The organism is Bradyrhizobium sp. SPXBL-02 (genome assembly GCF_051853065.1).
In the GTDB taxonomy this organism is placed as follows: domain Bacteria; phylum Pseudomonadota; class Alphaproteobacteria; order Rhizobiales; family Xanthobacteraceae; genus Bradyrhizobium.
In genome coordinates this window covers 5044373-5067741 of record NZ_CP182474.1, presented here as the reverse complement: position 1 = coordinate 5067741, position 23369 = coordinate 5044373, and the positions used below count along the sequence as shown (strand labels likewise).

Here is a 23369-nt window from a genome sequence, read left to right as displayed (position 1 = left end):
GGCTATGGGCGACCATAATCGGCGAACTGACTTTCGGTCGCAGATCGTGAAATCGCCGAAAGAAGGACTTCCGCGTGGCGTCTGGAACATATGACGGGATCGAAGATGCTTTGTGAATCCGCGGATAGTTGTTCGCGTACTGCGGACCAATGATCTCGACGTGCGAGCACTGACTTCATGGCAGAGACGAGTTCTTCCTTATTCTTCTGTGGCCGAAATCGCATAAGACAGGAGCGATGCCAATTCGCCCTTTCGGGATCGCCGACGGGGTTCGCCACAACGAATCCGCGGCTGCCGTCCATACCGATTTGCTCACGCGCGCCTCCGACATCACTCACGATTGCGGGCAGCCCCGCGCTCAAGGCTTCCATAGAGGCCAGAGACCATCCCTCGAAAAATGAGTTTAGAACAAAGCAGTCGGCGGCGGCTAGCAGGATCGAAGGAGTCGGAAACGACTGCCGGAGGTGAATGCGGTCCTTGCAAGGCATCGTGTCGCGAAGAGTGCGCACTTGACGCGTGTACACTGCATCATCCAGGCGGCCGGCGATCAGCAGATGTGCCTTGCGATCATTCTCGGCGACCTCGGCAAAGGCCCGGACCAGGCCGTAGGCATTCTTCTGAACCGTATGACGACCGAGCGAGAGAAAGAGAAACTCGTCGTTAAGGCCTAGCCAAGCTCGGGCTTTCGAGCGGTTCACCGCCGGGCGGTGTGTCTGGTTGAACGCGTTCGGGATGGTGATGACCGCGGAATCGGGATAGGACGGATTGCCTGAAAGGTACTGGCGCCTCACGAGCTCGCTTACCGCAACAAAGCGGACAATGAACTTCGATCTCCGGCGTTCTTCCCTCCAATTCGTGCTTATGGGCGTTGGAATGCCATGGAGCGTTTCCACGACCGGAATGCGGGCAGCGCTGGCTGCCCGCAAGAGCCAACCGGGCGGATCGTGCGCGCTGATGACGTCAGGGCGGTTCGTCTCGAACCATAGACAGGCGTCGTTTGGCGAGGCGGCAACCGCTTCGGTTCCCTCTCTCTGCAAAGTTGTGAACAGTTCTCCGGCAGGCGCCGCCGATTGATGTGCGCACATAACCGTCACGCGAAATCCGAAGTGAGGGAGGCGTCTTGCAAGAAAAGCGACAAATTCATCAAGCCCGCCGGCGTCGAGCACGGGAGTGACGATCAGGCAGTGCACACTCCCTGGCGGTACAAGCAAGTCGTCCCGCTTCCACACGCCGCCGGTCGGAATCGAGGCGGGCGCAACCGGTGGATTCGGTGCGACGCTCGTATCGTGTGGCACGAGGGGTCTGGACCAGTCGTCAACAATACCGTCACTTGCGGAAGCCAGCTGGGTGCTGATCAAAAGCTTTTTTGCGATACGTCTCACGCCTCGCGGCACCCGCCAGGAGTTTCGTTGGGCCCAAAGTGTCACGCGTCCGCGCAAAGAGATGTCGTTTTGACTGAGGCCCATGGGTTCGAATGCCGTTGTCTTGTGCCGTCGGGGAATGGCAGTACGTCAATTAAAAAGAATAATATATTGCCTAAATACAAATATCCAATTAAATGAGGGTGTTTTTATTTTGGCTGCCACTTTGGGTGTGCGCGATCGTATGTCGGTTCGTCACCTGATGAACAGCCGACCTAACATCGTGCGCAACCGAGTTTCTCTTGCAGGGCTCTGAGACCAACCAAGCCGCTTCCCCGGAGACCTTCATGAGTTCCGTCGATGCGATCATTCCTTGTTATCAGTATGGGCATTTTCTCAGGGAGTGCGCTGAAAGCATATTGAAGCAGTGCGGACCCGAGTTGCGCTTGCTGATCATTGATGATGCGTCCACGGATAGTACAGCTCAAATAGCGCAAGAACTGGCCTGTTCAGATCCTCGGGTCGAGTTTCGCAGGCATGCCACTAATCGCGGCCATATTGCTACCTTCAATGAGGGGATCGACTGGGCCGCTGCCGACTATATGATTTTGCTCTCCGCGGACGATTACTTAATGCCCGGCGCGATTGAGCGGTCAGTGAGGCTGATGGATGACAATCCGTCGGTCGGCCTCACGTTTGGCGGGGCGGTCGCACTCCAAGAGGGGCGGGAGGAGATGCTGGCACCGCCGGCGGAACTTGGGCCCGGAACAAGGATACTGTCTGGCCACGATTTCATCAGAATTAGCGGCGCCAGGAATATAGTGTTGGCGCCGAGCGTGGTGGTGCGAACGAGCCTGCAGAAGAAAGTGGGGGGATACTTACCCGATTTGACGCACAGCGGTGATATGGAGATGTGGCTCCGGTTCGCAGCGCATGGTCCCGTCGGGTATATCGATGCCATCCAGGCTGTGTATCGGCGACATTCAACTAACATGTCGGGCGGATATTCCGCCGAGCAAGACTTCCATCAACGCAAATTGGCGTTTGAGCGGTTTCTGGATCGCTGTGCCGCCGTGCTTCCCGACGCCGATGAGCTCAGGTTCTGGCTGATGCGCCATTTAGCGCTCGACGCGATCAGTTGTGCGAGCCGTGCCTTCAATGAGGGAGACGTTGGGTTATCGGAACGGCTCTCGGCGCTTGCGTCGAAGCTGGACCCGGAGGTTACGCGATCGCGTCGTTGGTGGCTTCTCGCCTGCAAACGGCGATTGGGATCGCGGGGATGGCAGTTGCTGCGGCCGGCTATCGAGCGGTTAAGGACGCCGTGATCGGCTCCGAGCTTCTGGGATGCGTCAAGATCGGCATTCAACGCGCCGATCGCAAACGGCTCACGGTGCTGCCGCGAGAACATTCTGGCGCGTTTGCCGGGTTCAAGCCTGGTACATCGAGAACTCGCGCAGCGACGCCCTGATGCCGATGCAAACTCCCCAGAATATCCAGAGGTAGTTCCAGTAATGAACCGTTAGCCCGGTGAACATGAGCATCACCACCGCGATGGTGAAGGCGATGCGCAGAGTTGGCGCGCTGGGATCCTCCATGACGCCGTTGAAGCGGCGTTTTACCGGCAGGACGCTCGCCATATTTGTCAGGGCAAGAAGGAAAATCATCGGAAGTCCGAACCGGAGCGCGAATACCAGCCACACAGAATCGATGGTGGTATCGAGAATGTCGTGATTGAGTCGGTCGAACGCGTATCCGGTGAGAGGAGACTCCATGATCTTTTGGGTGGCCGCGTCCCAGATCAACATTCGAAAGTACCCCGACACTGGATCGAAGGTCAGGTGCGAGATGATCCAGCCAAGCGGGTGATTGGCGACGGCCATTATCACGACAACGATGGTAGCGAGACACATCTGGAGCGCGGACCAACGCCCGGAATATTCCTTCAGTGCCGCATTATAGAGGTAGAGCATCAGGACAATGAGACACGACAAAAGGGGCGCGGAGGACAACGACAAGAGGCAGCCGAAAACACAAAGTCCCGCCCAGAGCAGTTTTGACAACGGGCGTTGCTCCGAAAACAGAAAGATGCCGCAAGCAACGGTGCAGTAGGTGCCCAGCAGAATTGGGTGGTCAAACGTCGAGGCAGCTCTTACCCAGTACAGCCTGAAGTCGGGCGAGAGTGGCGCTTGGCCGCCGAAAGCGGCAGAAAACGCTTCTTGAACAATGAGCCGGCCCGAAAGGTTATCGAAGAGCGCCAGCAGGACGACGTAAGCAGTCACGATCCTGAATGGTTGGATGAAGCTATAGATCGCCGCCGGGCCAAAGAAGAAGCCGCGCGCCACAAGGTAGCCCCCAAGAAACTCGAGGCTCTCGGCGCCCGTCGACGAGAGCGCACTCGGGCCGCTCGTGTAGTAGGCTGCCGCGAACATCCATGTTGCCACGCCGAATGCAAGATAGTCCGAGGCGAGCATGTGACGACCGGCCCTGACTAGCCTTGCCACCGCAGGTACTATGAGGAGCAGGATTCCGATCCGCCCAATCGTCAATTTCGCATCGGCGAGGTATAGCTGGACTTGCGCCGCCGGCAGAACGAGTCCGATCAGCAGCAGCCAAGCCGGCAGCGTACTGCATCGCTCGGGAACTCTCGGAGAGGCTGTTCTCGTCAGCCCGAACTCGCCGCCTGTAACCGTGACGCTCATGAGAGGGTCGCCTTGCCCGGCGATGCGGTTTCGATCTGAGCGCGGCGTCTGTGATCGTCAGTCAAATACCACGTGAAGGTGACTGAACGCGGCGCCAGCCCCTTCACGAAGCGTCGATCCTGAAAGACGTAAGGCCGATAGCCGATGTCGGAAACGAAGTGAGAAATCTCGTCCGATGCAAATGCGCACATCAGTGCTGGTTTGTATCGGCCTAGCGTGTGTACTGATCCTCGCAGGATGTCCAGTTCGGCCCCCTGAGCGTGCACCTTGATCAGGGAGGGTGCCATCGCAAAGGAATCGAGGGTGCGACATTCGATTCTGTGTTCGCCCACGGTCAACTTGGACTGATCGAAGCGGTACATGCGGCCGGAATCGCTCAGCCATTCGGTCGCGGCCTCGCGGGAGGTGGCCGCCATACCATCGCACGCCCACCAACCGTATGATGGAACGAAGAATGTAATGGTGCCCGGCCTGGCCCCCAGCGCGTAAGGCAATACCGAGATGGACCGATCTTCGGAGAATCGAGTCTTGAGCCGCTTGGCCGAGAGGGGTTCCGGCTCGAAAGCGACGATGCTCGATTGTGGTCTAAACCTCTTGAAGGCCTGAATGCTTTGTCCGCGGTTCGCCCCGATATCGATAATCAGACCATCTGCTCTGGCGGTCCACGTGACACCCCTATACTCGGGTTTCGGGAGGTATGAGGCCGCCGCGTCCTTGAAGGCAAATCGCGCCGCCGCCACGCCGGGGATGTTTGCATATGCAAAACGGGCAAAAGGCTTCAGATTCATCAGGATAGGACCTCGGCCCCATTGCGCGGCAATCACTGCGTCAGATTAAACAAAATAAATCCAATTGCAATAAGTGGCATTTAAAGATATCGAATATATATAATAATTTAAATGTCAACGTGGAAGTTCCCATGGCGATCGGATTGAAAACAACCGAGATGGATGCCTCGTATGGGTTGGCGGAAAGTCTCGTTTCCGAGGTCGCGGTGCTTATCGTTGGCTATCGCAACCCGCATGACATCGTCGAATGTCTACTGGCATTGTCCCGTGCGACCACTTCGCCGGCCTTCGACGTCTTCATTTGCGAGAATGGTGGCGAGGATGCCTATTACCACTTGGTCTCAGCTCTGGTCGGCGAGGGAGGCCCTTGCCTGCGGGGCGAGGCTCGCGGAACCGGAATAGGTGATAACATCAGCCGATTTACCGGCGTGGAGCGCCTGGTTCTGCGAGCGAGATCGTCAAATGTCTGGGTTGCGTGCGCCTCCGACAATCTTGGCTATGCCGGTGGGATAAATGCGTGGTTGCGCCCACTCTCTGCAATTCCCACTTGGCGGGCGATCTGGATCTTGAATCCAGATACCCAGCCGACCGAGTCCGCCCTGGCCGCGCTACACAAACGGGCGGAGTCCGGTCGAAAGGCAATGGTGGGCAGCACTATTCTCGACAGCCTCGATGCGGATCACGTGAGATTCCGCGGTGGGCTCTCCTGGCAGAAGCTGGCCGCGAGAGACGTTGCCATCGGCCTGGGAGACCTTCTCAATGCATCCTGCAACACCGCGGCCGTCGAAGACGCGATGGATAGCCCTTCGGGGGCATCGATGTATGTGACCCGCTGGTGCATCGAACGGATTGGTCTCATGGATGAGAGCTATTTCCTGTTTTACGAGGATATGGATTGGGGACTGCGCGCAAGACATTTGGGACTCGGTTATGCCGCCGACTCGATCGTCGTTCACAAGCGCGGCACCACGACGGGATCCGCCAAAGGTTCATCGGCCATACCAGTGCTCTCCGTTTACCTCCAGCACCGCAACTGCGTTCGCTTTGTACGCCGACATTTCCCATGGTCGCTGCCTCTTAGAGTTGCGGTCTCCGTCCTTTATGCACTCAGGTTCTTACTGCAGGGAGCCCCAAGCAACAGCCGTGCAGCGATCGAAGGGCTCGTCGCTGGATTGAGAGGCGAGATGGGCCGGCCGAAGGAGCGGATGGCACAATAACGGACGCAAGGGCACCTGCGGATGCGACGGTCGATCTTCATTCAATCGCTCTTGTTGCTTTTAGTCGTGAGCGCCGGGGAAGACGACATTGTTGCGCGCGCGGCGGAGCGCGACCCGATACCCACGGCCGAATGGCCCAACCCTACGAATACGGGGGTGCGTCCGCATGTCAAGCTAACGCGTTCCGGCGACGTTGTAGCGGACCAGGCCGGCGTCACGATTTCGGGCCTCGATATTGAAGGCCGCGTCTATATCAAGGCACCGAACGTAACGCTGATCGATTCCAAGGTGACTTCCGCCTCCTTCTACATCGTGAGAATCGAGCCCGGTGTCACTGGCACAGTGATCAAGAACTGTGAGATCAACGGCGGTGGCTCCGGCAATGATGGCTCCTATGGCATAGTAGGTCAGGGTACGTTCATCGCAAACAACATCTACAATGTGGAGAACGGAATCGGTGTGTCTGGGTCTGATACGCTCATTCAGGACAACTACATTCATGATCTCCTTGCGTCCGGCTCTCCGCACTATGACGGCATTTCGATCGATGGCGGCAACGCCAACATCGTTGTCAGGCACAACACGGTCATCAACAGGCACACGCAGACATCCGCGGTCATGATCGACAATTATTTCGGACCGATCTCCAACATCGAAGTCGACGGCAACCTGCTGATGGGCGGTGGATACACGGTTTACAGCTCGGCGCAGTTCAATGGCGGATCGGTCGAGGGGGTTTCGTTCACCAAGAATCGCATGGGCAGAGGGAGGTGGGGCTATAGTTCGATTGTGAAAAACCTCCCGGTGTGGCGGGAAAACGTAGATAGCGCGACCGGGCGCACCATTGGTCCTCGGTAGATCATCTGCGGCCTCAGGTCGCCTATTTATCCACACGCCGGAACCAGAATGATCCTGGCTCCCGCCACGGTTCGCGCATCAGAACCGGACATGCGTTGTTCAGCCTAGCCTTGTGATTGCGTGCAAGCCAGTTAACTGCGCCAATGATCTCGAAATGTGCGTTGAAACTCAGGAAGGCCTCCAGGAGATATTGCTCATTCCATAGCCAGCGATCGCGAAGGAGCCATTGAGCAGGGTAATCGTGCGGCGTGAAGACGTCGTGGACATGCACGATCACGTTGGGACGGAGGAGGCCGAGTACGTGCAGGTATTCGTGCAGGACGTCGCCCTGCGGGCGAATGATGTGTGAGGAGTCGATGAAGAGAATGTCGTTCTCTCCCAGCGCCTCAAAAAGGCTGTCTGGGCAGCACTCGACCTTTCTTCTCAGGACCGTGACACCCGCTGATTCGAGCCAAGGTTGCTCAAACGGTTCAATACAGATCTGCTCGCATCGATAGCCCGGGCTGTCCCTCCCGTTCGCCTCTATCGCGAGGCGGGCCATGAGGGTCGAATTGCCACTCCCGACCTCGACGATCCGTTTGGGTTTGAAGTGACGTATCATGTTGTAGAGAAATTCGGCGTCTCCAGGCTCGAACGAGCCGTTGTGGTATCCGAATTCGTCGGGTTTCTTTTGAACGGTTGGAATTTTGAGCAGTTCGTCGCGGTACCTAAATTGCTCGACCAGCTCAAGCTGTGCTGCTTCGTTTAGATCCAGTCCGGCGATTTCTCGCGGAAGATCTAGGTCGCGCTTCAGGTCTTTCGCGAGAACGATCGGCTCATAGTAGTGATGCCGCACGATGGCGAACTGAAATCTGTCACAGATTGACCTCGACAAGGGAGCTCGATCACGGAGGCGACCAAGGAGGACTGCAAGTGGAGCAAAAAGTAGAACGACGGGCGTCAAAATCAGATCGAGTACTCGGTAAACGGACTCGCGGAAATAGTGCATGGATCATCACTTCCGATCTGTAGAAATGGGACAATCTTCGGCCTAGCAAGGCTCCACTTCGATGCACGAGAATATTGTGGCCCATTGCCATTCCGCCGTCCAGACCAGATCGCTCGCATGTGAGGTCGTCCAGGGCAGTGGAAAACCGGCGTCTTCACCGGGAGGGAATGGCTGTATTCTCATTTGTTGCCGTGTCGCGACTACGCGGCGAGCCTCGCCTCAGCGGCGATCGATTTCCGGGCATGAGGACTCGCGCGCTTCAAGGGCTACGGATACGCAACCGAAATTGATCTCCCTCCAAATAGCTCCTCGACAGCCTTCGACTGCCACACCTCAGAAGAGCGCCTGTGTTCCGCTGTCCCCGGCAGAACTCTGCTGACGAGTTCGCGCGAGATCCGTCGAACGGAGAGAATCGATTCCCACCCAATCGTGGTCTGGCGGTCTTTTTGAAGCGAGCCTTTGGTGAAGTTGTTAAAAATATATATCCGCAATTAAATTGCGAAAATGCCAGGAGGCGATGAGAAGCTGCGCGCTCGTTGCCGTCTGCGAAGATAAAGGTGAATAAGTCGGCAGTGTGCTCTTGCGGCAACGCGCGAACACTCGCAGTCTGTCGCGGCTTATATGGCGGTGTTACTTCGGGTTTTTTTAATCGCGTTGAATTTGGTCGCGCGTTGCACCCAAAAAATGACCCAAGTGGCGCCCCCATCTTGTCCCAAAAAAGCCCCCGCCGATGGAGCATGACACCGGCCGTGGCGCGCCTTTGGGGATGGCGCACCTGCGTGCGCTGCACGTTCGATTTAACTGCGAAGGAGAAAAATATCTTGGCAACGACGACTGCGTGGCCTGATGCTACGAACACTGGAGTGTCGGCGGGCGTGACCCTCACTCCTTACTACGGGGACCTCGTCATCAATACCGCGGGAGCCGTGATCAGCGGCCTCGACATCCATGGATCGGTCTACATCAACGCTCCGAATGTCACCTTGGAGAACTGCAAGGTCACGACGGATGCGTTCTACGCCGTGAGGGTTGCGACGGGGGTAACGGGTGCGGTGATCCAGCACAATGAGATCAATGGCGTCGGCTCGGGCAACGACGGCGACTATGGAATCATGGGTCAGGGAACGTTCATCGCCAACAACATCTACAACGTTGAGAATGGGATCGGCGTGGATGGAGGGAATACCCTCATTCAGGACAATTACATCCACGACATGATCGCATCGGGATCGCCTCACTACGACGGTATCTCGATTGACGGGAAAAACTACGACATCACGATCCGCCATAACACGGTCATTAACGACCACACTCAAACGGCAGCGATCATGATCGACAATTACTTCGGACCTGTCTCGAACGTCGTTGTCGACAACAATCTATTGTATGGTGGTGGCTACAACATCTACAGCTCGGCCCAGTTCAACGGCGGTTCGGTCACGGGAGTCTCGATCACGAACAACCACATGGGCGGAGGTTATTGGGGCCCGACCGCATTCACCGGCAACACCCCAGTTTACACCGGCAATGTGGATGACAGCGGGAGCCTTATCGCGACCCTCAACACATCGGCGAACAGCGGCTCGGGCTCGACGGCGCCAACTGTGCCGGATGCTCCCATCATCGCGTCGTTCTCGACCGACAGCGGCACCGCCGGCGACAAGATCACCAACGACAATACGATCGAGCTCAAGGGATCCGCTGCTGCCGGCAGCACCGTCAAGTTCTACGACGGTGCGACCCAGATCGGTTCGACCACTGCGGACTCGAGCGGCGCCTGGGACTACATCACAAAGGTCCTGACCGACGCCAAGCATACGCTGACCGCAACGGCAACCAGTTCGTCGGGTCAGACCAGCGTGGCGTCGTCTGCGTTGGCAATCACCGTCGATACCAAGGCTCCGACTGCACCGACCATTGCCGGCCATACGGTGAACACCGCCAATCAGGTGGTGATGTCGGGCAGTGCCGAAGCGAGCAGCGTCGTGAAGGTGTTCGACGGCACGACCCAGATCGGGACCGCGACGGCAAGCAGCACTGGCGGGTGGAGCTATACAAGCAGCGCCCTTGCGGCCGGTTCGCATAGCCTTACCGCGACGGCAACGGACGCAGCAGGCAATACCGGCGCGGCGTCCACCGCCTTCACGGCCAGCATCACCGGCACCTCCGCGCCAGCCACACCGACCTCGCCGACGTCACCCTCGTCGCCGACTGCCGGCACGGTCGTGGAGTCAGCTGGCGCCACAACTCTCGTTGAGAGCGGCGGCAAATATTACCTCAAGGGCAGCACCGGATCGGGCCCCACGCTGAAGGATAACGGTGTGGAGTTTGTGAACGGGTCGGATGGCACCTGGGCACCGATTGGTGCTGAGAAGACCGCGACGGGCTATGAGGTTGTCTGGAAGGAGGCGAGCACCGGTCAGTACACGGCGTGGAATACTGACAACAATGGCAACTACGTGTCCCATGTCGACAGCCTGACCGGCTCCACGTCGGGTGGTTCGGTGTCGGGTACGGACTCCGGCCTTAAGTCGCTCGAGACGAGCTTCCATCAGGATCTTAACGGTGATGGGCAGATCGGTACTTCTACTGCAACCACCCCGACATCGCCAACGCCGACGACTGGCAAGGTCATCGAATCGGCTGGTGTGACAAGTCTCGTTGAGAGTGGCGGCAAATACTATCTCAACGGCAGCACCGGATCGGGCCCCACGCTGAAGGACAACGGTGTGGAGTTTGTGAACGGGTCGGATGGCACCTGGACTCCCATTGGTGCGGAGAAGACGGCGACGGGCTATCAAGTTGCCTGGAAGGAGACGAGCACTGGTCAGTACACGGCGTGGAACACCGACAATAACGGCAACTACGTCTCCCATGTCAGCTCCCTGACCGGCTCCACGGAGGGGGGCTCGGTCTCGGGTACGGACTCTGGCCTCAAGACGCTGGAGACCAGCTTCCATCAGGATCTGAACAGTGACGGGCAGATCGGTACTTCCAGCGTAGCTACGTCGTCCACTGCAACCAATAGCACCGCTCCCATTGCGGGCAGTACGTTCATTGCTTCGCCGGGCAACACGACTCTGACGAGCACGTCCGGCGATGACACCTTCGTTGGCAGCAGCCAGGCCGACACTTTCGTGTTTGGCGCGAACTTCGGCAACGACGTGATCAAGGGCTTCGTTGCCCGCGGACCTGCTCACGACACGATCGAGTTCAGCAAGAGTGTGTTCGACAGTTTTGCCAGCGTTCTCTCCCACGCGACCCAGTCAGGTACCGATGTCGTGATCGCGACGGGGAGCGATACGCTTACGCTGAAGAACACCAAGGTCGGCGCGTTGACCAGCAACGACTTCCACTTCGCGTAAGGGACGGCATCCACACAGAGTAGTCTTCAACAACTGCCTTGGTGATCTCTTGGGGGATCTTCCAACAATGGCGTAGTTCAAGGGCAGCAGCCATGATTGACTTTGGACGGCGGGGGGTATTCCCCCCGCCCGCGAATCTCTATCGAATTCCACTTCTTCACATATCAGCACTCTGGACAGCCGGACGGCAGCGGGCAGAAAACGCTCAACTGCAGACGCCACAGCTGATCGGCTGGGCAAAGGACCTGCTCGAAGCGGTGCGGCAACGGATATTCGCTGGTCGACCCCGGCCAGAGGATCACTATGACGAGTCGCAGTCAGAGTTGTCCGCTTTCCTGCGGTCTTGCCGCCGGATTTTCTGGGCACTCGCGGCCTTCAGCGGCATGAGCAATCTACTCATGCTCACCGGCTCGTTCTTCATGCTGCAAGTCTATGATCGGGTGCTGCCCGGACGCAGCATACCGACTCTGGTCGCCTTGATGGCTCTGGCGACGGTGCTTTACCTGTTTCAAGGCGGGCTCGATCTCGTGCGGAGCAGGATTAGCTCCCGGGTCGGTCGGTATTTCGATGAAAGTCTCGGCATTCGCATCTTCGATGCGCTTGTTCGCTTGCCTTTGAAGACCAGAGCGGATGGCGACGGCCTGCAGCCGGTGCGGGACCTCGATCAGGTCCGCAGCTTCCTGTCGAGCGGAGGGCCGACGGCGCTCTTCGATCTGCCCTGGATGCCGATCTATCTCGGCGTCTGCTTCTTCTTTCACTTCTGGATTGGCGTCACCGCGCTGGTTGGCGCGCTGGTGCTGGTCGGCATTACGATGCTCACGGAAACGCGTACCCGAGGCCCAGCGAAGGCGAGCTCGCGTCTCGCCGTTTCGCGAACTGCCCTCGCGCTCGAGGGACGGCGCAATGCCGAAGTTCTGCAGGCCATGGGCATGCGGCAACAAGCGGCCTTGCGTTGGCGGGATGTCAACGCGAAGTACCTCGCAGCCCATGAACGGGCCAGCGATGTCGCAAACGGACTCGGTGGTGCCTCGAAGATTTTCCGGGCGATCTTGCAATCGCTGGTTCTTGCCGTTGGCGCCGTCCTCGTCATCAACCAGGAATCGACGGCCGGCATCATCATTGCCGGATCGATCCTCACCGCGCGGGCCCTTGCGCCTGTCGAAATGGCCATTGCGAACTGGAAGGGATTCGTCGCCGCGCGACAATCGGGGCAACGGCTCGATCACTTGCTGAAGCTTCTGCCTCACGAGGAGGAGCGGTTGGCATTGCCTGCGCCTGTTGCAACCCTTACCGCCGAGAACCTCTATATCGGTGCTCCGAACTCCGAGAGACCCACTCTCAGCGAAGTGTCATTCCAGCTGCGGAGTGGGCAGGCAGTCGGAATCATCGGTCCGAGCGGATCCGGCAAGTCGACGCTGGCGCGTGCGCTGGTTGGGGTGTGGCCGTGCATTCGCGGCAGGATCCGGCTCGACAACGCCGCCCTCGAGCACTGGTCTTCGGACGCCCTCGGCAAGCACATCGGTTATCTGCCCCAGGACGTAGAATTGTTCGACGGCAGCATTGCGATGAACATTGCGCGCTTCGACCCGAACGCAACCGCCGCCGCTGTTCTGGAAGCCTCTCATGCCGCGGGCGCACACGAGCTCGTCCTCTCCCTGCCGGACGGGTACAGCACGAAGATCGGCGAGGGAGGGCTGGCGCTGTCGGCGGGGCAGCGGCAGCGTATCGGGCTTGCGCGCGCATTTTACGGCAAACCCTTCCTGGTCGTGCTTGATGAGCCCTCTTCCAATCTCGATGCGGAGGGCGAGGAGGCCCTGACCGAGGCGATCCTGAACGTGCGGCGCCGCGGAGGGATCGTGGCCGTTGTCGCGCATCGGCCGAAGGCGCTGGAAGGTGTGGACCATGTCTTGTGCCTCGGCGAAGGCAGAGTTCAGTCCTTCGGCAAGCGAGAGGAGGTTCTCAAGAGAGTGTTGCGGAATCCGGTACCGCTCAAGGTCGTCGCGGAAGCTCAAGGAGGCGGCCGATGAACGGTCAGGTAGCGCCGGCGTTGCAGTCGATCCAACGTTACATGATCGTCGGAATGATCATGCTCGCTCTGGTGACCTTTGGGGTCGGCGGCTGGGCGACGACGACCCAGTTGTCTGGCGCGGTCATCGCTCAGGGCGTGGTCGTGGTGGATTCGAGCGTCAAGAAGGTCCAGCACGCCACTGGCGGAATTGTGGGAGAACTGCGTGTGCGCCAGGGCGATAGGGTGAATGCAGGCGACGTTTTGATCCGCCTCGACCAGACGCAGACGCTCGCGAATGCGACGATTGTCACCAACAGCATCGATGAGCTGCTGGCGCGGCAGGCTCGTCTCGAAACCGAGCGCGATGGTGCTGAGCAGGTCGTGTTTCCCAAGGTGCTGCTCGACCGGGCCAAGGAGAGCAACTCCGAGGCGAGCCGTGCGATCACTGCGGAGCGGAAGCTGTTCGACCTCCGCCGCCAGGCAAGGAGCGGCCAGAAAGCGCAGTTGCAGGAGAAGAGCGCGCAGCTGGAAAACGAGATTAAGGGCTATACGGGGCAGTCCGAGGCCAAGCAGAAGGAAGTGGAATTCATCCGCCAGGAGCTGGAGGGCGTACGCAGCCTCTGGCAAAAGAATCTGGTGCCGATCACGCGGCTCAATTCCCTCGAGCGCGACTCCGCCCGCATCGAGGGCGAGCGCAGCCAGCTTGCAGGGATGATCGCGCAGTCGAAGGGCAAGATCTCCGAAATTGGACTCCAGATCATTCAAATCGACCAGGACCTCCGGACGGAGGTCGGCAAGGACTTGATTGAAACGCGCTCGAAACTCTCCGAGCTGGGCGAGCGCAAGACTGCGGCGGTGGATCAGTTGAATCGCGTCGATATCAGAGCGCCACAATCCGGTCGCGTCCACGAGCTCAGCGTGCATACGGTTGGGGGGGTGATCTCTCCCGGCGAGCAAATCATGCTGATCGTCCCTGATGCGGACTCGCTTGCGGTCGAGGTCAAGATCGCGCCGAAGGATATCGACCAGGTCTATGTGGGGCAGACCGCGACAATGCGCTTTGCAGCATTCAACCAGAAAACCACGCCCGAAATCGATGGCGAGGTCAGCATGGTCTCGGCAGACATCACGCAGGATCAGCGTGCCGGCACCAGCTACTACACAGGCCGCGTCCTGCTGAAGCCGGAAGAGCTGGCGAAGCTCGGCTCGGCCAAGTTGCTGCCCGGCATGCCCGTCGAGGTCTTCATCAAGACGGCAGGGCGGACCGCGCTTTCATACTTGCTCAAGCCGCTGCAGGACCAGGCGGGGCGGGCGTTCAAGGAGCGCTGAGCTCGTGCAAGATGGCAGCAGCGCTCGACTGCATGTTTTCGGGACCGGCGCCCTTTCCCTGGGCGTCGGTGTTGCGACCAGTTCCTGAAAGCAAGGCCGGACGGTCGCAAGCACGAGGGGCGGGCGTGTCGGCCCGACGCGCGCGCGTCCCAAACCGGACCCGCGTCTGCACTCCGATTTGAAGGATCCGCCGTAGCATTTGGGCGATCGGCGCGCCGTGACAAATCCGGTGGAACGAACGTGACGAGATCGCCCACCTCGCGGTCAACCCCACTAAATTGCGTACCTTTCGATCGGGCGAGCGCGGTGGTTGCCCGTTCCCTCCATGCGGGACGATGGGGCGCTCGAACGATCGTCCGCTCAGAACGTCCATTCGCTTGGCATGCAGGGTCATGGCGACGACGAAGCCGAGTATGGAAGCTTCAGCTCCCAGAATGACGAGTAGCTCGACCGGCATGCGAATGAGGTCCTGTTCGAGAAGGCCCGTTTGGCGCGCATAATGATTTAAAGCAATGATTAAAAATATTTGGTGGCAAATAATTGTCCACCGGTGCACAGAGCGCGACTTGGGGCGCGCCGCACGTCAACGACTCTCGCCGAGAACAACTGGGCGTCGATTGAGGCCGTCTCGCTCCATCCCCTTCATTCATTCTGCTCGTCTTCCCCCAGTGTCACTGCTGTGTACTCGCGGTCGGTGGCTTATTTAATATTTATTGTCATTTAAATATATTTGAATTATAAACGATGCATTAAATCGTTTTGTGTGACTCGGCGCGCGCCGGGGTGGACCCGACACGGTTTGGCGTACGGAGGGGGATCCGCAGATGCAGCGAACCTCGGGCCCGGTCATCGCGGCAGCCATAGCAATTGTGATCGGTGGCGTTCAGTGGGCGCGTGCGGCATTGCTGGTCATGCCAAGGGCCTCCCAAGCGGACCTTGCGCATATCGAGCTGGGGCGCCCCGCTCTTCCGCCCCTCACTTACACGGTGTTTTGCCTGCGCTATCACGCCGAATGTCGCCCGCGCCGCTTCTTCCGCGGCGGGCCGGTCCGGTTGACGAGGGAACGATGGGCAGAGCTGAAAGCAGTCAATCGCGCCGTGAACCGCGCCATTGTTCCGCAGCCCAATCAACTCGGCCTTGCGGGTGAGGAGTGGATCGTCAACCCCGATCGCGGTGATTGCAACGACTATGCAGTAAGCAAGCGTCACGAACTGCTGCAACGCGGCTGGCCGGCGCGGGTCCTGTTATTGAGCGAGGTGGTCACCAATTCTGGAGATCATCACCTTGTGCTGGTGGTGCGCGCCAGGAGCGGCGATCTGGTCCTCGATAATCTGACGCCCGAGATCAAGTCCTGGTCGCAAGTGCCATACGGCTGGGTCCGCATGCAGATGCCGAGCGATAGCCGGATGTGGGCGACGATTGGCCGCCTGGGAGCTTGAGCATGCCTCCTGCCATACCGCCCGAATCACGCTGGGCTGCGCCGGCGGGACGCCTGAGCCAAGCGTGCAAGTGCGGTGTTGGCAACGGCTCTGTCGTGCCCCGTTGACCTACACAAGTCTTTCAAGCTGCACCTTCTCCAGGCGCGCCCGCCATCATGACGCCGCGAGGCCCAGCGCGTTGGGGGCGGCCGAGGGGTCCACCCAACGTCGGATCGTGCCGTCGTATATGTCGGCGCCGTAGAGCCAGCCGTCGGGCCCCTTCTGCAGATCTACAATGCCCGGCACGGTGTCCACCAACTGGACGGTTGCGACCTGGCGGCTCGCATTCAATGTCGCGGCGAAGATCGTTCCATTGTAGACGTCATCGAAGAACATCGTGTTCTGATTGTAGAAGTCTCCCGCGGTGATCACATGGGCATTGTCTGGTGCCCCGTGGCTGAGAGGCAGGATCGGGAACACGGCAGGCGGATCGGACAAATTGTTGCGGTTGCCATTGTTGTAGAAGGTGATCGCCTGAGCGAGATTCTGATAGCTGGCTGTTCTGTCCGGACCTTCAAAGTAGGGCCATCCGAAATTGGAGCCGGCGGGACCGGTATCGATCTCTTCCCAATTGTTCCAGCCGACGTCTCCAAGCACAGGCAGATTCGTGACGGGATCGAAGCTGAAGCGGTAGGCGTTGCGGACACCGTAGTAGAACACTTTCGATTGATTGCTGTTTGGATCGCTGGCCTGATAATACGGATTGCCCGGCGCTCCCTCACCCGTGACGGGATCGATCCGCAAGAGCTTGCCCGAGAGATTGTGGATGTCCTGGACCCGCACTGCGCGGGGATCGACGAAGTTGTACGACGTGCCATCCCCGACCGTGAGGTAGAGGTAACCGTCGGGCCCGAAATGAACGGCACCGATCGAATGCGAGTCGCTGTCGGTCGCAAGATAATCACGGATGTTCTGGTTCTGGATGCCGGACCTGTCGGGATCGTTGTCCTGCGCTCCTGTCTCGATCTGGCTCACGGGAGCCGTGATTGTGGTGCCGTTGACGATCCCGGAAGGAGCGATGCTGGGATCACCTCCGCTGTTTGCGTCGGGACGGCTGGTATAGGCCCATACGCTGTTCTTGCCGACCAGCACCACTTTACTGGCTGGATCGGCAATCATTGTGGTGGGGTCGACGGTGACTCTCACCAGACGACTGGGTCGGTTGCCGCCCCCATCGGCCGCCGCGAGACCGCTCTGGGTCGCCGTCTCGGGCGGATCATAGGTGTAGAGCAGGTAGACGTAGTGGTTACTTGCGAAATTCGGATTCACCGCGATTCCCAGCAGCCCGCGATCGCCGAAATCGTTCACCTCACTCGCGAGGTTGATGAGCGGAGTCGATCGCAATGTGCCGTTGTCCACCACGCGCACCACCCCGTCCTTCTGCGCGATCAGCATGTAGCGGCCGTCGGGCGTCCAGTCCATCGCCGCAGGCTGGTTCAGACCCGTCACCGCTGTCTCGCCCACCAGGTTGCCGAGAGCGGGGTTGTCATTATCCAGGATCTTCACTGTCGTCGTCGCCTGGGATCCGAGAGTGGCGCCCGTCGGGTTGCTCAAGGTGACGGTGAAGGTTTCGTCGTTCTCCGGAGTCGTATCATTGACGATCGGCACAGAGATGGTCTGGCTCGCCTGTCCGGCGGCAAAGGTCACCGTGCCTGATGTGGTCGTGTAATCGGATCCCGCGAGTGCGCTGCCGCTGCTCGTCGTGAAGCCGACCGTTGCTGCTTGATTGACGGGCCCGCTGCGCAGCAGCGTGATCGTCGCGGTCGGACTAGTCTCTGCAACACTCAGCACAACGTCAGCCATTGCGATTGTAGCGGGTGAGTCGTCGTCGATGATGGTCACGAGCACAGTGCGTGGAGCTCCGAGGGATCCGGAGCCGGGATTTTGAAGTCCGACAGCGAACGTTTCGTTGCCCTCGGTCAGTTGATCGTTGACGATGGGGATGGTGAAGCTCTTGGTGCTCTCTCCCGGTTGGAACACGATCTGGCCGGTGTTCGCCCGACCATTGAAGGTGGGCTGGATAAAGTCCGATCCAGCCGTCGCACTTCCGCCTGCACCGACTTCGTTCGTCGTGTACTCAACGGTGTTTTGAGACTGGAGGTCGCCGGAGCGGGTGACGGTGACAGTGACGGTGCCGGCCGCTTCACTGACGTAGATCGTGGAAGTGTTGAGCAGAGCGATGACGTTGGACGGGGCGAACACGACGTCGCGGAAATAGTTTGCATTCTGATAGACGTTGGTGGGGAAGACGCCCGCGCTGTAGTCGAAGACGCCGGCGCCGACGGGCGCGTTCAGGCCGCCGTTGCTGATGCCGGACGCGAAGCCCTGGGTGGTGGAGACGTAGTAGCTGTTGATGTTGACCGAGACCACGTAGGTCGTGCCGGCCGCGATGGTGAGCGGCGTGGCCAGCGCCTGCTGCTGCCAGCCCGATGTGCTTTCGTTGGTGAACGTGACGGTCGCCAGCTGCTGGCCCGTGGCCGACCAGATGTGGCCGACATGGGTGCCGGTCTCGTTCGAGGCCTTGTAGTACCGGATCGCCTGGATCACGCCGGACGTGTCGGCGGTGAAGCGCATCCCCAGCTCATAATCCGCCCCAATTCCGTCGGTGGCATTGGTGTTGGCCGGCGTCTGGGTGGTGAACAGGGTGGTGGTGGCACTGGCGGCTGCAACGATCGCCGTGGCCGCGCTGGTTGCGTTCTCGTTGGTGCTGAGCAGATCTGTATAGGTGGCATTCACCCGGATCCGCTTGCCGACCAGGCTGCTGTCGAGGGTGAGGCTCGCGGTCGTGGCGGACAGATTGGTCCAGGTGGTGCCGTCGGGGCTGCTCTGCCAGCGATAGGTGATGTTTGCCGGGACGCCGTCGGGATCCGTGACGCTGGCCGTCAGCGTCTGGTTCTGGGTCGCCGTGCCATTGATCGTGACGACACCGACGTCGTTGACATTGGCCACTTTGGTGGCGGTCGCAGCGCTCACCGGGGTCTCGCTGCTGCCCAGCTGGTCCGTGTAGATGGCGGCGACACGTACGAAGCTGCCGACCTGGGCCTGCCCGAGGGTCAGTGTGCTCGCCGTGGCGCCCGTGATGTTGCTCCACGTGGTGCCGTTCGTGCTTTGCTGCCATTGATAGGTGACGGTGGCCGGCACGCCATCGGCATCGCTCACGGTCGCAGTCAAAGTCTGGTTCTGCGTCGGGGTCCCGCCGACGCTCACCGTACCTGGGTGATTGTTGGGCGTCGAGGAGCTCGCAGCGAACACGACGTCGCGGAAGTAATTTGCATTCTGATAGACGTTGGTGGGGAAGACACCCGCGCTGTAGTCGAACACGCCAGCGCCGACGGGCGCGTTCAGGCCGCCGTTGCTGATGCCGGACGCGAAGCCCTGGGTGGTGGAGACGTAGTAGCTGTTGATGTTGACCGAGACCACGTAGGTCGTGCCGGCCGCGATGGTGAGCGGCGTGGCCAGCGCCTGCTGCTGCCAGCCTGATGTGCTTTCGTTGGTGAACGTGACGGTCGCCAGCTCCTGGCCCGTGGCCGACCAGATGTGGCCGATATGGGTACCGGTCTCGTTCGCAGCCTTGTAGTACCGGATCGCCTGGATCACGCCGGACGTGTCGGCGGTGAAGCGCATCCCCAGCTCATAATCCGCCCCAATTCCGTCGGTGGCATTGGTGTTGGCCGGCGTCTGGGTGGTGAACAGGGTGGTGGTGGCACTGGCGGCTGCAACGATCGCCGTGGCCGCGCTGGTTGCGTTCTCGTTGGTGCTGAGCAGATCTGTATAGGTGGCATTCACCCGGATCCGCTTGCCGACCAGGCTGCTGTCGAGGGTGAGGCTCGCGGTCGTGGCGGACAGATTGGTCCAGGTGGTGCCGTCGGGGCTGCTCTGCCAGCGATAGGTGATGTTTGCCGGGACGCCGTCGGGATCCGTGACGCTGGCCGTCAGCGTCTGGTTCTGGGTCGCCGTGCCGTTGATCGTGACGACACCGACGTCGTTGACATTGGCCACTTTGGTGGCGGTCGCAGCGCTCACCGGGGTCTCGCTGCTGCCCAGCTGGTCCGTGTAGATGGCGGTGACACGTACGAAGCTGCCGACCTGGGCTTGCCCGAGGGTCAGTGTGCTCGCCGTGGCGCCCGTGATGTTGCTCCACGTGGTGCCGTTCGTGCTTTGCTGCCATTGATAGGTGACGGAGGCCGGCACGCCATCGGCATCGCTCACGGTCGCGGTCAAAGTCTGGTTCTGCGTCGGGGTCCCGCTGACGCTCACCGTACCCGGGTGATTGTTCGGCTTCTTCGAACCGGCAGTGTACACGACGTCGCGGAAATAGTTTGCATTCTGATAGACGTTGGTGGGGAAGACACCCGCGCTGTAGTCGAACACGCCGGCGCCAACGGGCGAATTCAGGCCGCCATTGCTGATGCCCGACGCGAAGCCCTGGGTGGTGGAGACGTAGTAGCTGTTGATGTTGACCGAGACCACGTAGGTCGTGCCGGCCGCGATGGTGAGCGGCGTGGCCAGCGCCTGCTGCTGCCAGCCTGATGTGCTTTCGTTGGTGAACGTGACGGTCGCCAGCTGCTGGCCCGTGGCCGACCAGATGTGGCCGATATGGGTGCCGGTCTCGTTCGCAGCCTTGTAGTACCGGATCGCCTCGATCACGCCGGAGGCATCAGCTGTGAAGCGCATCCCCAGCTCATAATCGGCCCCAGTCCCGTCGGTGGCATTGGTGTTAGCCGGCGTCTGGGTGGTGAACAAACTCGCCATTTTGTTCTCCCGCGCAGTCGAATTCCCGAACTTGGTGATTTACAAACCAAACGGCAGACAGTGCATTTAAACCAAATTAAGATTAAATGTGTCTCATTCTTTATTGCACTTGGGAAGCAGCCAGCGTGAGCACGGATGTCAATTTCTCTTGAAGGATGTAGTCGCTGTCGGCCTCTACTCAAGAAAAGCTGGTTGGCGGGCGTCCGCTCGCTCTCAGACGAGCGGTCGCCGGGGCGGCTTTGCGAAGCGGTGCGGAGTACGCCGACAGATTGGGGTGCGAGACACCAAAAGCGGCGCTACGCCACGTATTCCCGCGTTTTACCCTCGAGGTCCACCTTTTATGGTTCCATCCGCTTCGCGATCAGGTCGGCGAGCTCACCCAGGTTCCGCGCCGCCTCGACCTCGCCAATGCGAAAGCGGACGCGAAACTTCTGCTCGACGGCGATCACGAGCGAGATCTGCATGAGCGAGTCCCATTCGTCGACATCCGCCGCCGAGAGCTCGGGCGTGGCCGCGACCTTCTCGAGGAAGATGCCGTCGAATACCTCCTGCAACTTCGCTAATACTTCAGCCTGCATCATAAGCTCTCCGGGCCACATCTATCTTTGTCGAACGCAACTGATACTTCCTCACCTCCAGCTCGAACACTTTTCGGGCTGTGGAGTCTTCCGTACGCGCGAAACCAAACTCCTCGTAAATTTCCGCGACGATACCGTTCTTGGTTGTCGGAAGATAAATGCCGCGTACTGTCGTGCAACCAGCCACCTCTGCGAGCCGAAAAATCTCGTTCATGATCTCGTCCTCGACCTGGCGCTTCAGCACGCGGCAGCTCATGAGCCAGGTATCGAGAACGAAGACGCCGTCCTCGATCTTTGCAATGACTACGGAGATGAGCCCGGAATCACCGAACCTATCCTCGAGCCGCATCGTGAAGCACCGGTAGTCCAGCCTTCCTAGGAGTGCCTGGATCTCAGTCTCGGACCGACGGATCGTCGTCAGGTTGAACTGGTTGCTGCGCGCGATCAGCTGGGCGATGCGGGGAACGTCGAGCGAGTCGAACTCTTTGATCGTGCCTCGCATCTCGAGCGAGGCGAGGTAGGCAGGCATGTCGGTTACGCTCGCTGCGAGCTCCGTACGTCGCCGTTCTTGCCTGTACTGCGCCGTCCGTTCGAGATCCTCCTCGGTGACGGTCCGTGGCTCGAAATGACGTCCGGCCTGGATGCGAACGATGAATTCGGCGGGGTCCGGCCCGAGGAGTACACCTGTAACCAAGGGCTGAAACTGGCGCACGATCTCGATTTCCGCCGGGTTGTCGTCGGCAAACACGAAGCTGTCCAGGCCAAGGCGGAGTTCCTCCGCGATCCTCTGCAGGTTGTCGGACTTCGGGTCCCAATTGGCTTTGAAGGCCGCGAAGTGCTCCAGCCGGAGAACCATCTCAGGATGCTTCTCGAATACCTGGATTGCGCGTGCATGGTCGTTCTTGCTGCATACGGCAAGCAGGACGCCGCGTTGGGAAAGTCCAAGCAGGTATCTCTGGAAAGCCTTGAAAGCTTCACCGCGGGGGGACGAGTCGCCAAGCTCGATTCCCTCGATACCGTCTTCCGCGATCACGCCGCCCCATAGCGTGTGATCGAGGTCGATTGCCAGGACCTTCTTGGGGCCCTGCTTCCGGGAGGCGATCAGATGGCTTAGCTCTTGCGCAATGTCGACGAGAAAGTCAGGTGAGCCGAGCTGCTTCGATTCATACCACGCGCGCGCATCCGCCGCGGCTGAGATCCCCCGGCGCGCCGAGAGGAACTCGACGTCGCAGATCTGCACTTCAGCTGGGGCCCGAAGCCCGAGCTCGAGATTGACCGCCTTTCGGAAACTCCAGTCGGTGCCAAGCGTGCGTGAACGAAACGAGCCGAGATCGAGGTCGCCGGGCAGCGCAAGGTTGGCGAGGATCGCCGCCGCACCGGAGCGCGCGGTGAAAGTCTGCGCGAGGTTGAGGAGGTGCTCGGCGGCGCGGACTGCGGCTTCGCGCTGATGTTCGACGGCATCGAGGAGCGAGCCGGAAAACCGGGAGTGGCTCGCGTTCGGCAGTATGAAGGCGAGATCCGGCCTGAAGGCGTACAGTGAGCTCGAGCCGTCAAGGATCTCCGAGACGAAATTATCGTACTCGCCGAGGAAACGTTCGCACTCGATCCCACGAATGGCCAGGAGATGTTCAACCAGTTCGTGCAACGGATAAAGGTTGTAGCCGCCTATCAGGGCGAGGCGGAGTCTTGGCTGGACGCTTTCGGGTGCATAAAGCTTCGCCTTTTTTCGAAGCGTCGACAGAAAGAACAGCTCGGAGAAGCTCGTCGCTTGCCGCGAGCGGGCGACAAGATGCCCCCAGAACGTGGCGTCGCCCGACAACGCCCGGGACTTGAGTTCGGCATCATTGATGGGCCGGTCCGGCACGGGTACTGCAGCGAGAATGGCGAGCCTCCGTCAGAACAGCGGCATCATTTGATTGTCCTTCACATTAAATGATGATAAGGTTCT

Annotated in this window: 14 protein-coding genes; 7 read left to right on the top strand and 7 right to left on the bottom strand. The window is 59.7% G+C overall.

The features are described from left to right. Positions 1-2: 2 nt before the first annotated feature. On the bottom strand, positions 3-1382 hold the full coding sequence (locus ACNJYD_RS23835) for a glycosyltransferase family 4 protein (protein ID WP_257187339.1): 1380 nt from the start codon (positions 1380-1382) through the stop codon (positions 3-5). 326 nt (positions 1383-1708) lie between these two features. Between ACNJYD_RS23835 and ACNJYD_RS23830 the strand changes: the two genes are divergently transcribed. Then, positions 1709-2686 (top strand): glycosyltransferase family 2 protein, encoded by a 978-nt coding sequence (locus tag ACNJYD_RS23830; RefSeq protein ID WP_212256465.1) that lies wholly within the window; start codon positions 1709-1711, stop codon positions 2684-2686. 102 nt (positions 2687-2788) lie between these two features. Here ACNJYD_RS23830 and ACNJYD_RS23825 read toward each other — a convergent pair whose 3' ends face one another. After that, positions 2789-4060: a hypothetical protein gene (locus ACNJYD_RS23825; protein ID WP_260383187.1), complete on the bottom strand. Its 1272-nt coding sequence runs from the start codon at positions 4058-4060 to the stop codon at positions 2789-2791. After that, entirely contained in the window at positions 4057-4848 is a 792-nt protein-coding gene (locus ACNJYD_RS23820; RefSeq protein ID WP_260383188.1) for an FkbM family methyltransferase, read from the bottom strand. The genes ACNJYD_RS23825 and ACNJYD_RS23820 overlap by 4 nt, the downstream gene beginning before the upstream one ends. Positions 4849-4979: 131 nt before the next feature. Between ACNJYD_RS23820 and ACNJYD_RS23815 the strand changes: the two genes are divergently transcribed. Both ACNJYD_RS23815 and ACNJYD_RS23810 read left to right on the top strand, forming a co-directional pair. Continuing rightward, positions 4980-6065 carry a glycosyltransferase family 2 protein gene (locus ACNJYD_RS23815; RefSeq protein WP_439363507.1) on the top strand — a complete coding sequence of 362 codons (1086 nt, stop codon included), beginning with the start codon at positions 4980-4982 and terminating at the stop codon, positions 6063-6065. Positions 6066-6086: 21 nt separating this feature from the next. After that, positions 6087-6923 (top strand): right-handed parallel beta-helix repeat-containing protein, encoded by an 837-nt coding sequence (locus ACNJYD_RS23810; protein WP_172784607.1) that lies wholly within the window; start codon positions 6087-6089, stop codon positions 6921-6923. A 22-nt stretch (positions 6924-6945) separates the two neighbouring features. On the opposite strand, the gene ACNJYD_RS23805 is transcribed toward ACNJYD_RS23810, so the two are convergent. Then, a complete protein-coding gene (locus tag ACNJYD_RS23805; RefSeq protein ID WP_439363506.1) occupies positions 6946-7911 on the bottom strand; it encodes a class I SAM-dependent methyltransferase in 966 nt (321 codons plus the stop codon). A gap of 737 nt (positions 7912-8648) precedes the next feature. Between ACNJYD_RS23805 and ACNJYD_RS23800 the strand changes: the two genes are divergently transcribed. From ACNJYD_RS23800 to ACNJYD_RS23785, 4 genes are all read left to right on the top strand, one after another. Next, positions 8649-11276 carry an Ig-like domain-containing protein gene (locus tag ACNJYD_RS23800; RefSeq protein ID WP_439363505.1) on the top strand — a complete coding sequence of 876 codons (2628 nt, stop codon included), beginning with the start codon at positions 8649-8651 and terminating at the stop codon, positions 11274-11276. Between the two features lie 92 nt (positions 11277-11368). Then, positions 11369-13303, top strand: a complete 1935-nt coding sequence (locus tag ACNJYD_RS23795; RefSeq protein WP_271500833.1) for a type I secretion system permease/ATPase — start codon at positions 11369-11371, stop codon at positions 13301-13303. Continuing rightward, entirely contained in the window at positions 13300-14613 is a 1314-nt protein-coding gene (locus ACNJYD_RS23790; protein ID WP_172784609.1) for an HlyD family type I secretion periplasmic adaptor subunit, read from the top strand. Before ACNJYD_RS23795 ends, ACNJYD_RS23790 begins: the two co-directional genes overlap by 4 nt. A gap of 824 nt (positions 14614-15437) precedes the next feature. Continuing rightward, positions 15438-16052, top strand: coding sequence for a transglutaminase-like cysteine peptidase (locus tag ACNJYD_RS23785; RefSeq protein WP_439363504.1), 615 nt, complete (start codon positions 15438-15440; stop codon positions 16050-16052). Positions 16053-16205: 153 nt separating this feature from the next. Here ACNJYD_RS23785 and ACNJYD_RS23780 read toward each other — a convergent pair whose 3' ends face one another. From ACNJYD_RS23780 to ACNJYD_RS23770, 3 genes are all read right to left on the bottom strand, one after another. After that, positions 16206-20843: a DUF4082 domain-containing protein gene (locus ACNJYD_RS23780; RefSeq protein ID WP_439363503.1), complete on the bottom strand. Its 4638-nt coding sequence runs from the start codon at positions 20841-20843 to the stop codon at positions 16206-16208. 338 nt (positions 20844-21181) lie between these two features. Continuing rightward, on the bottom strand, positions 21182-21424 hold the full coding sequence (locus ACNJYD_RS23775) for an acyl carrier protein (RefSeq protein ID WP_172789646.1): 243 nt from the start codon (positions 21422-21424) through the stop codon (positions 21182-21184). Further along, positions 21411-23285, bottom strand: a complete 1875-nt coding sequence (locus ACNJYD_RS23770; RefSeq protein WP_439363502.1) for an HAD-IIIC family phosphatase — start codon at positions 23283-23285, stop codon at positions 21411-21413. The genes ACNJYD_RS23775 and ACNJYD_RS23770 overlap by 14 nt, the downstream gene beginning before the upstream one ends. Positions 23286-23369 lie beyond the last annotated feature (84 nt).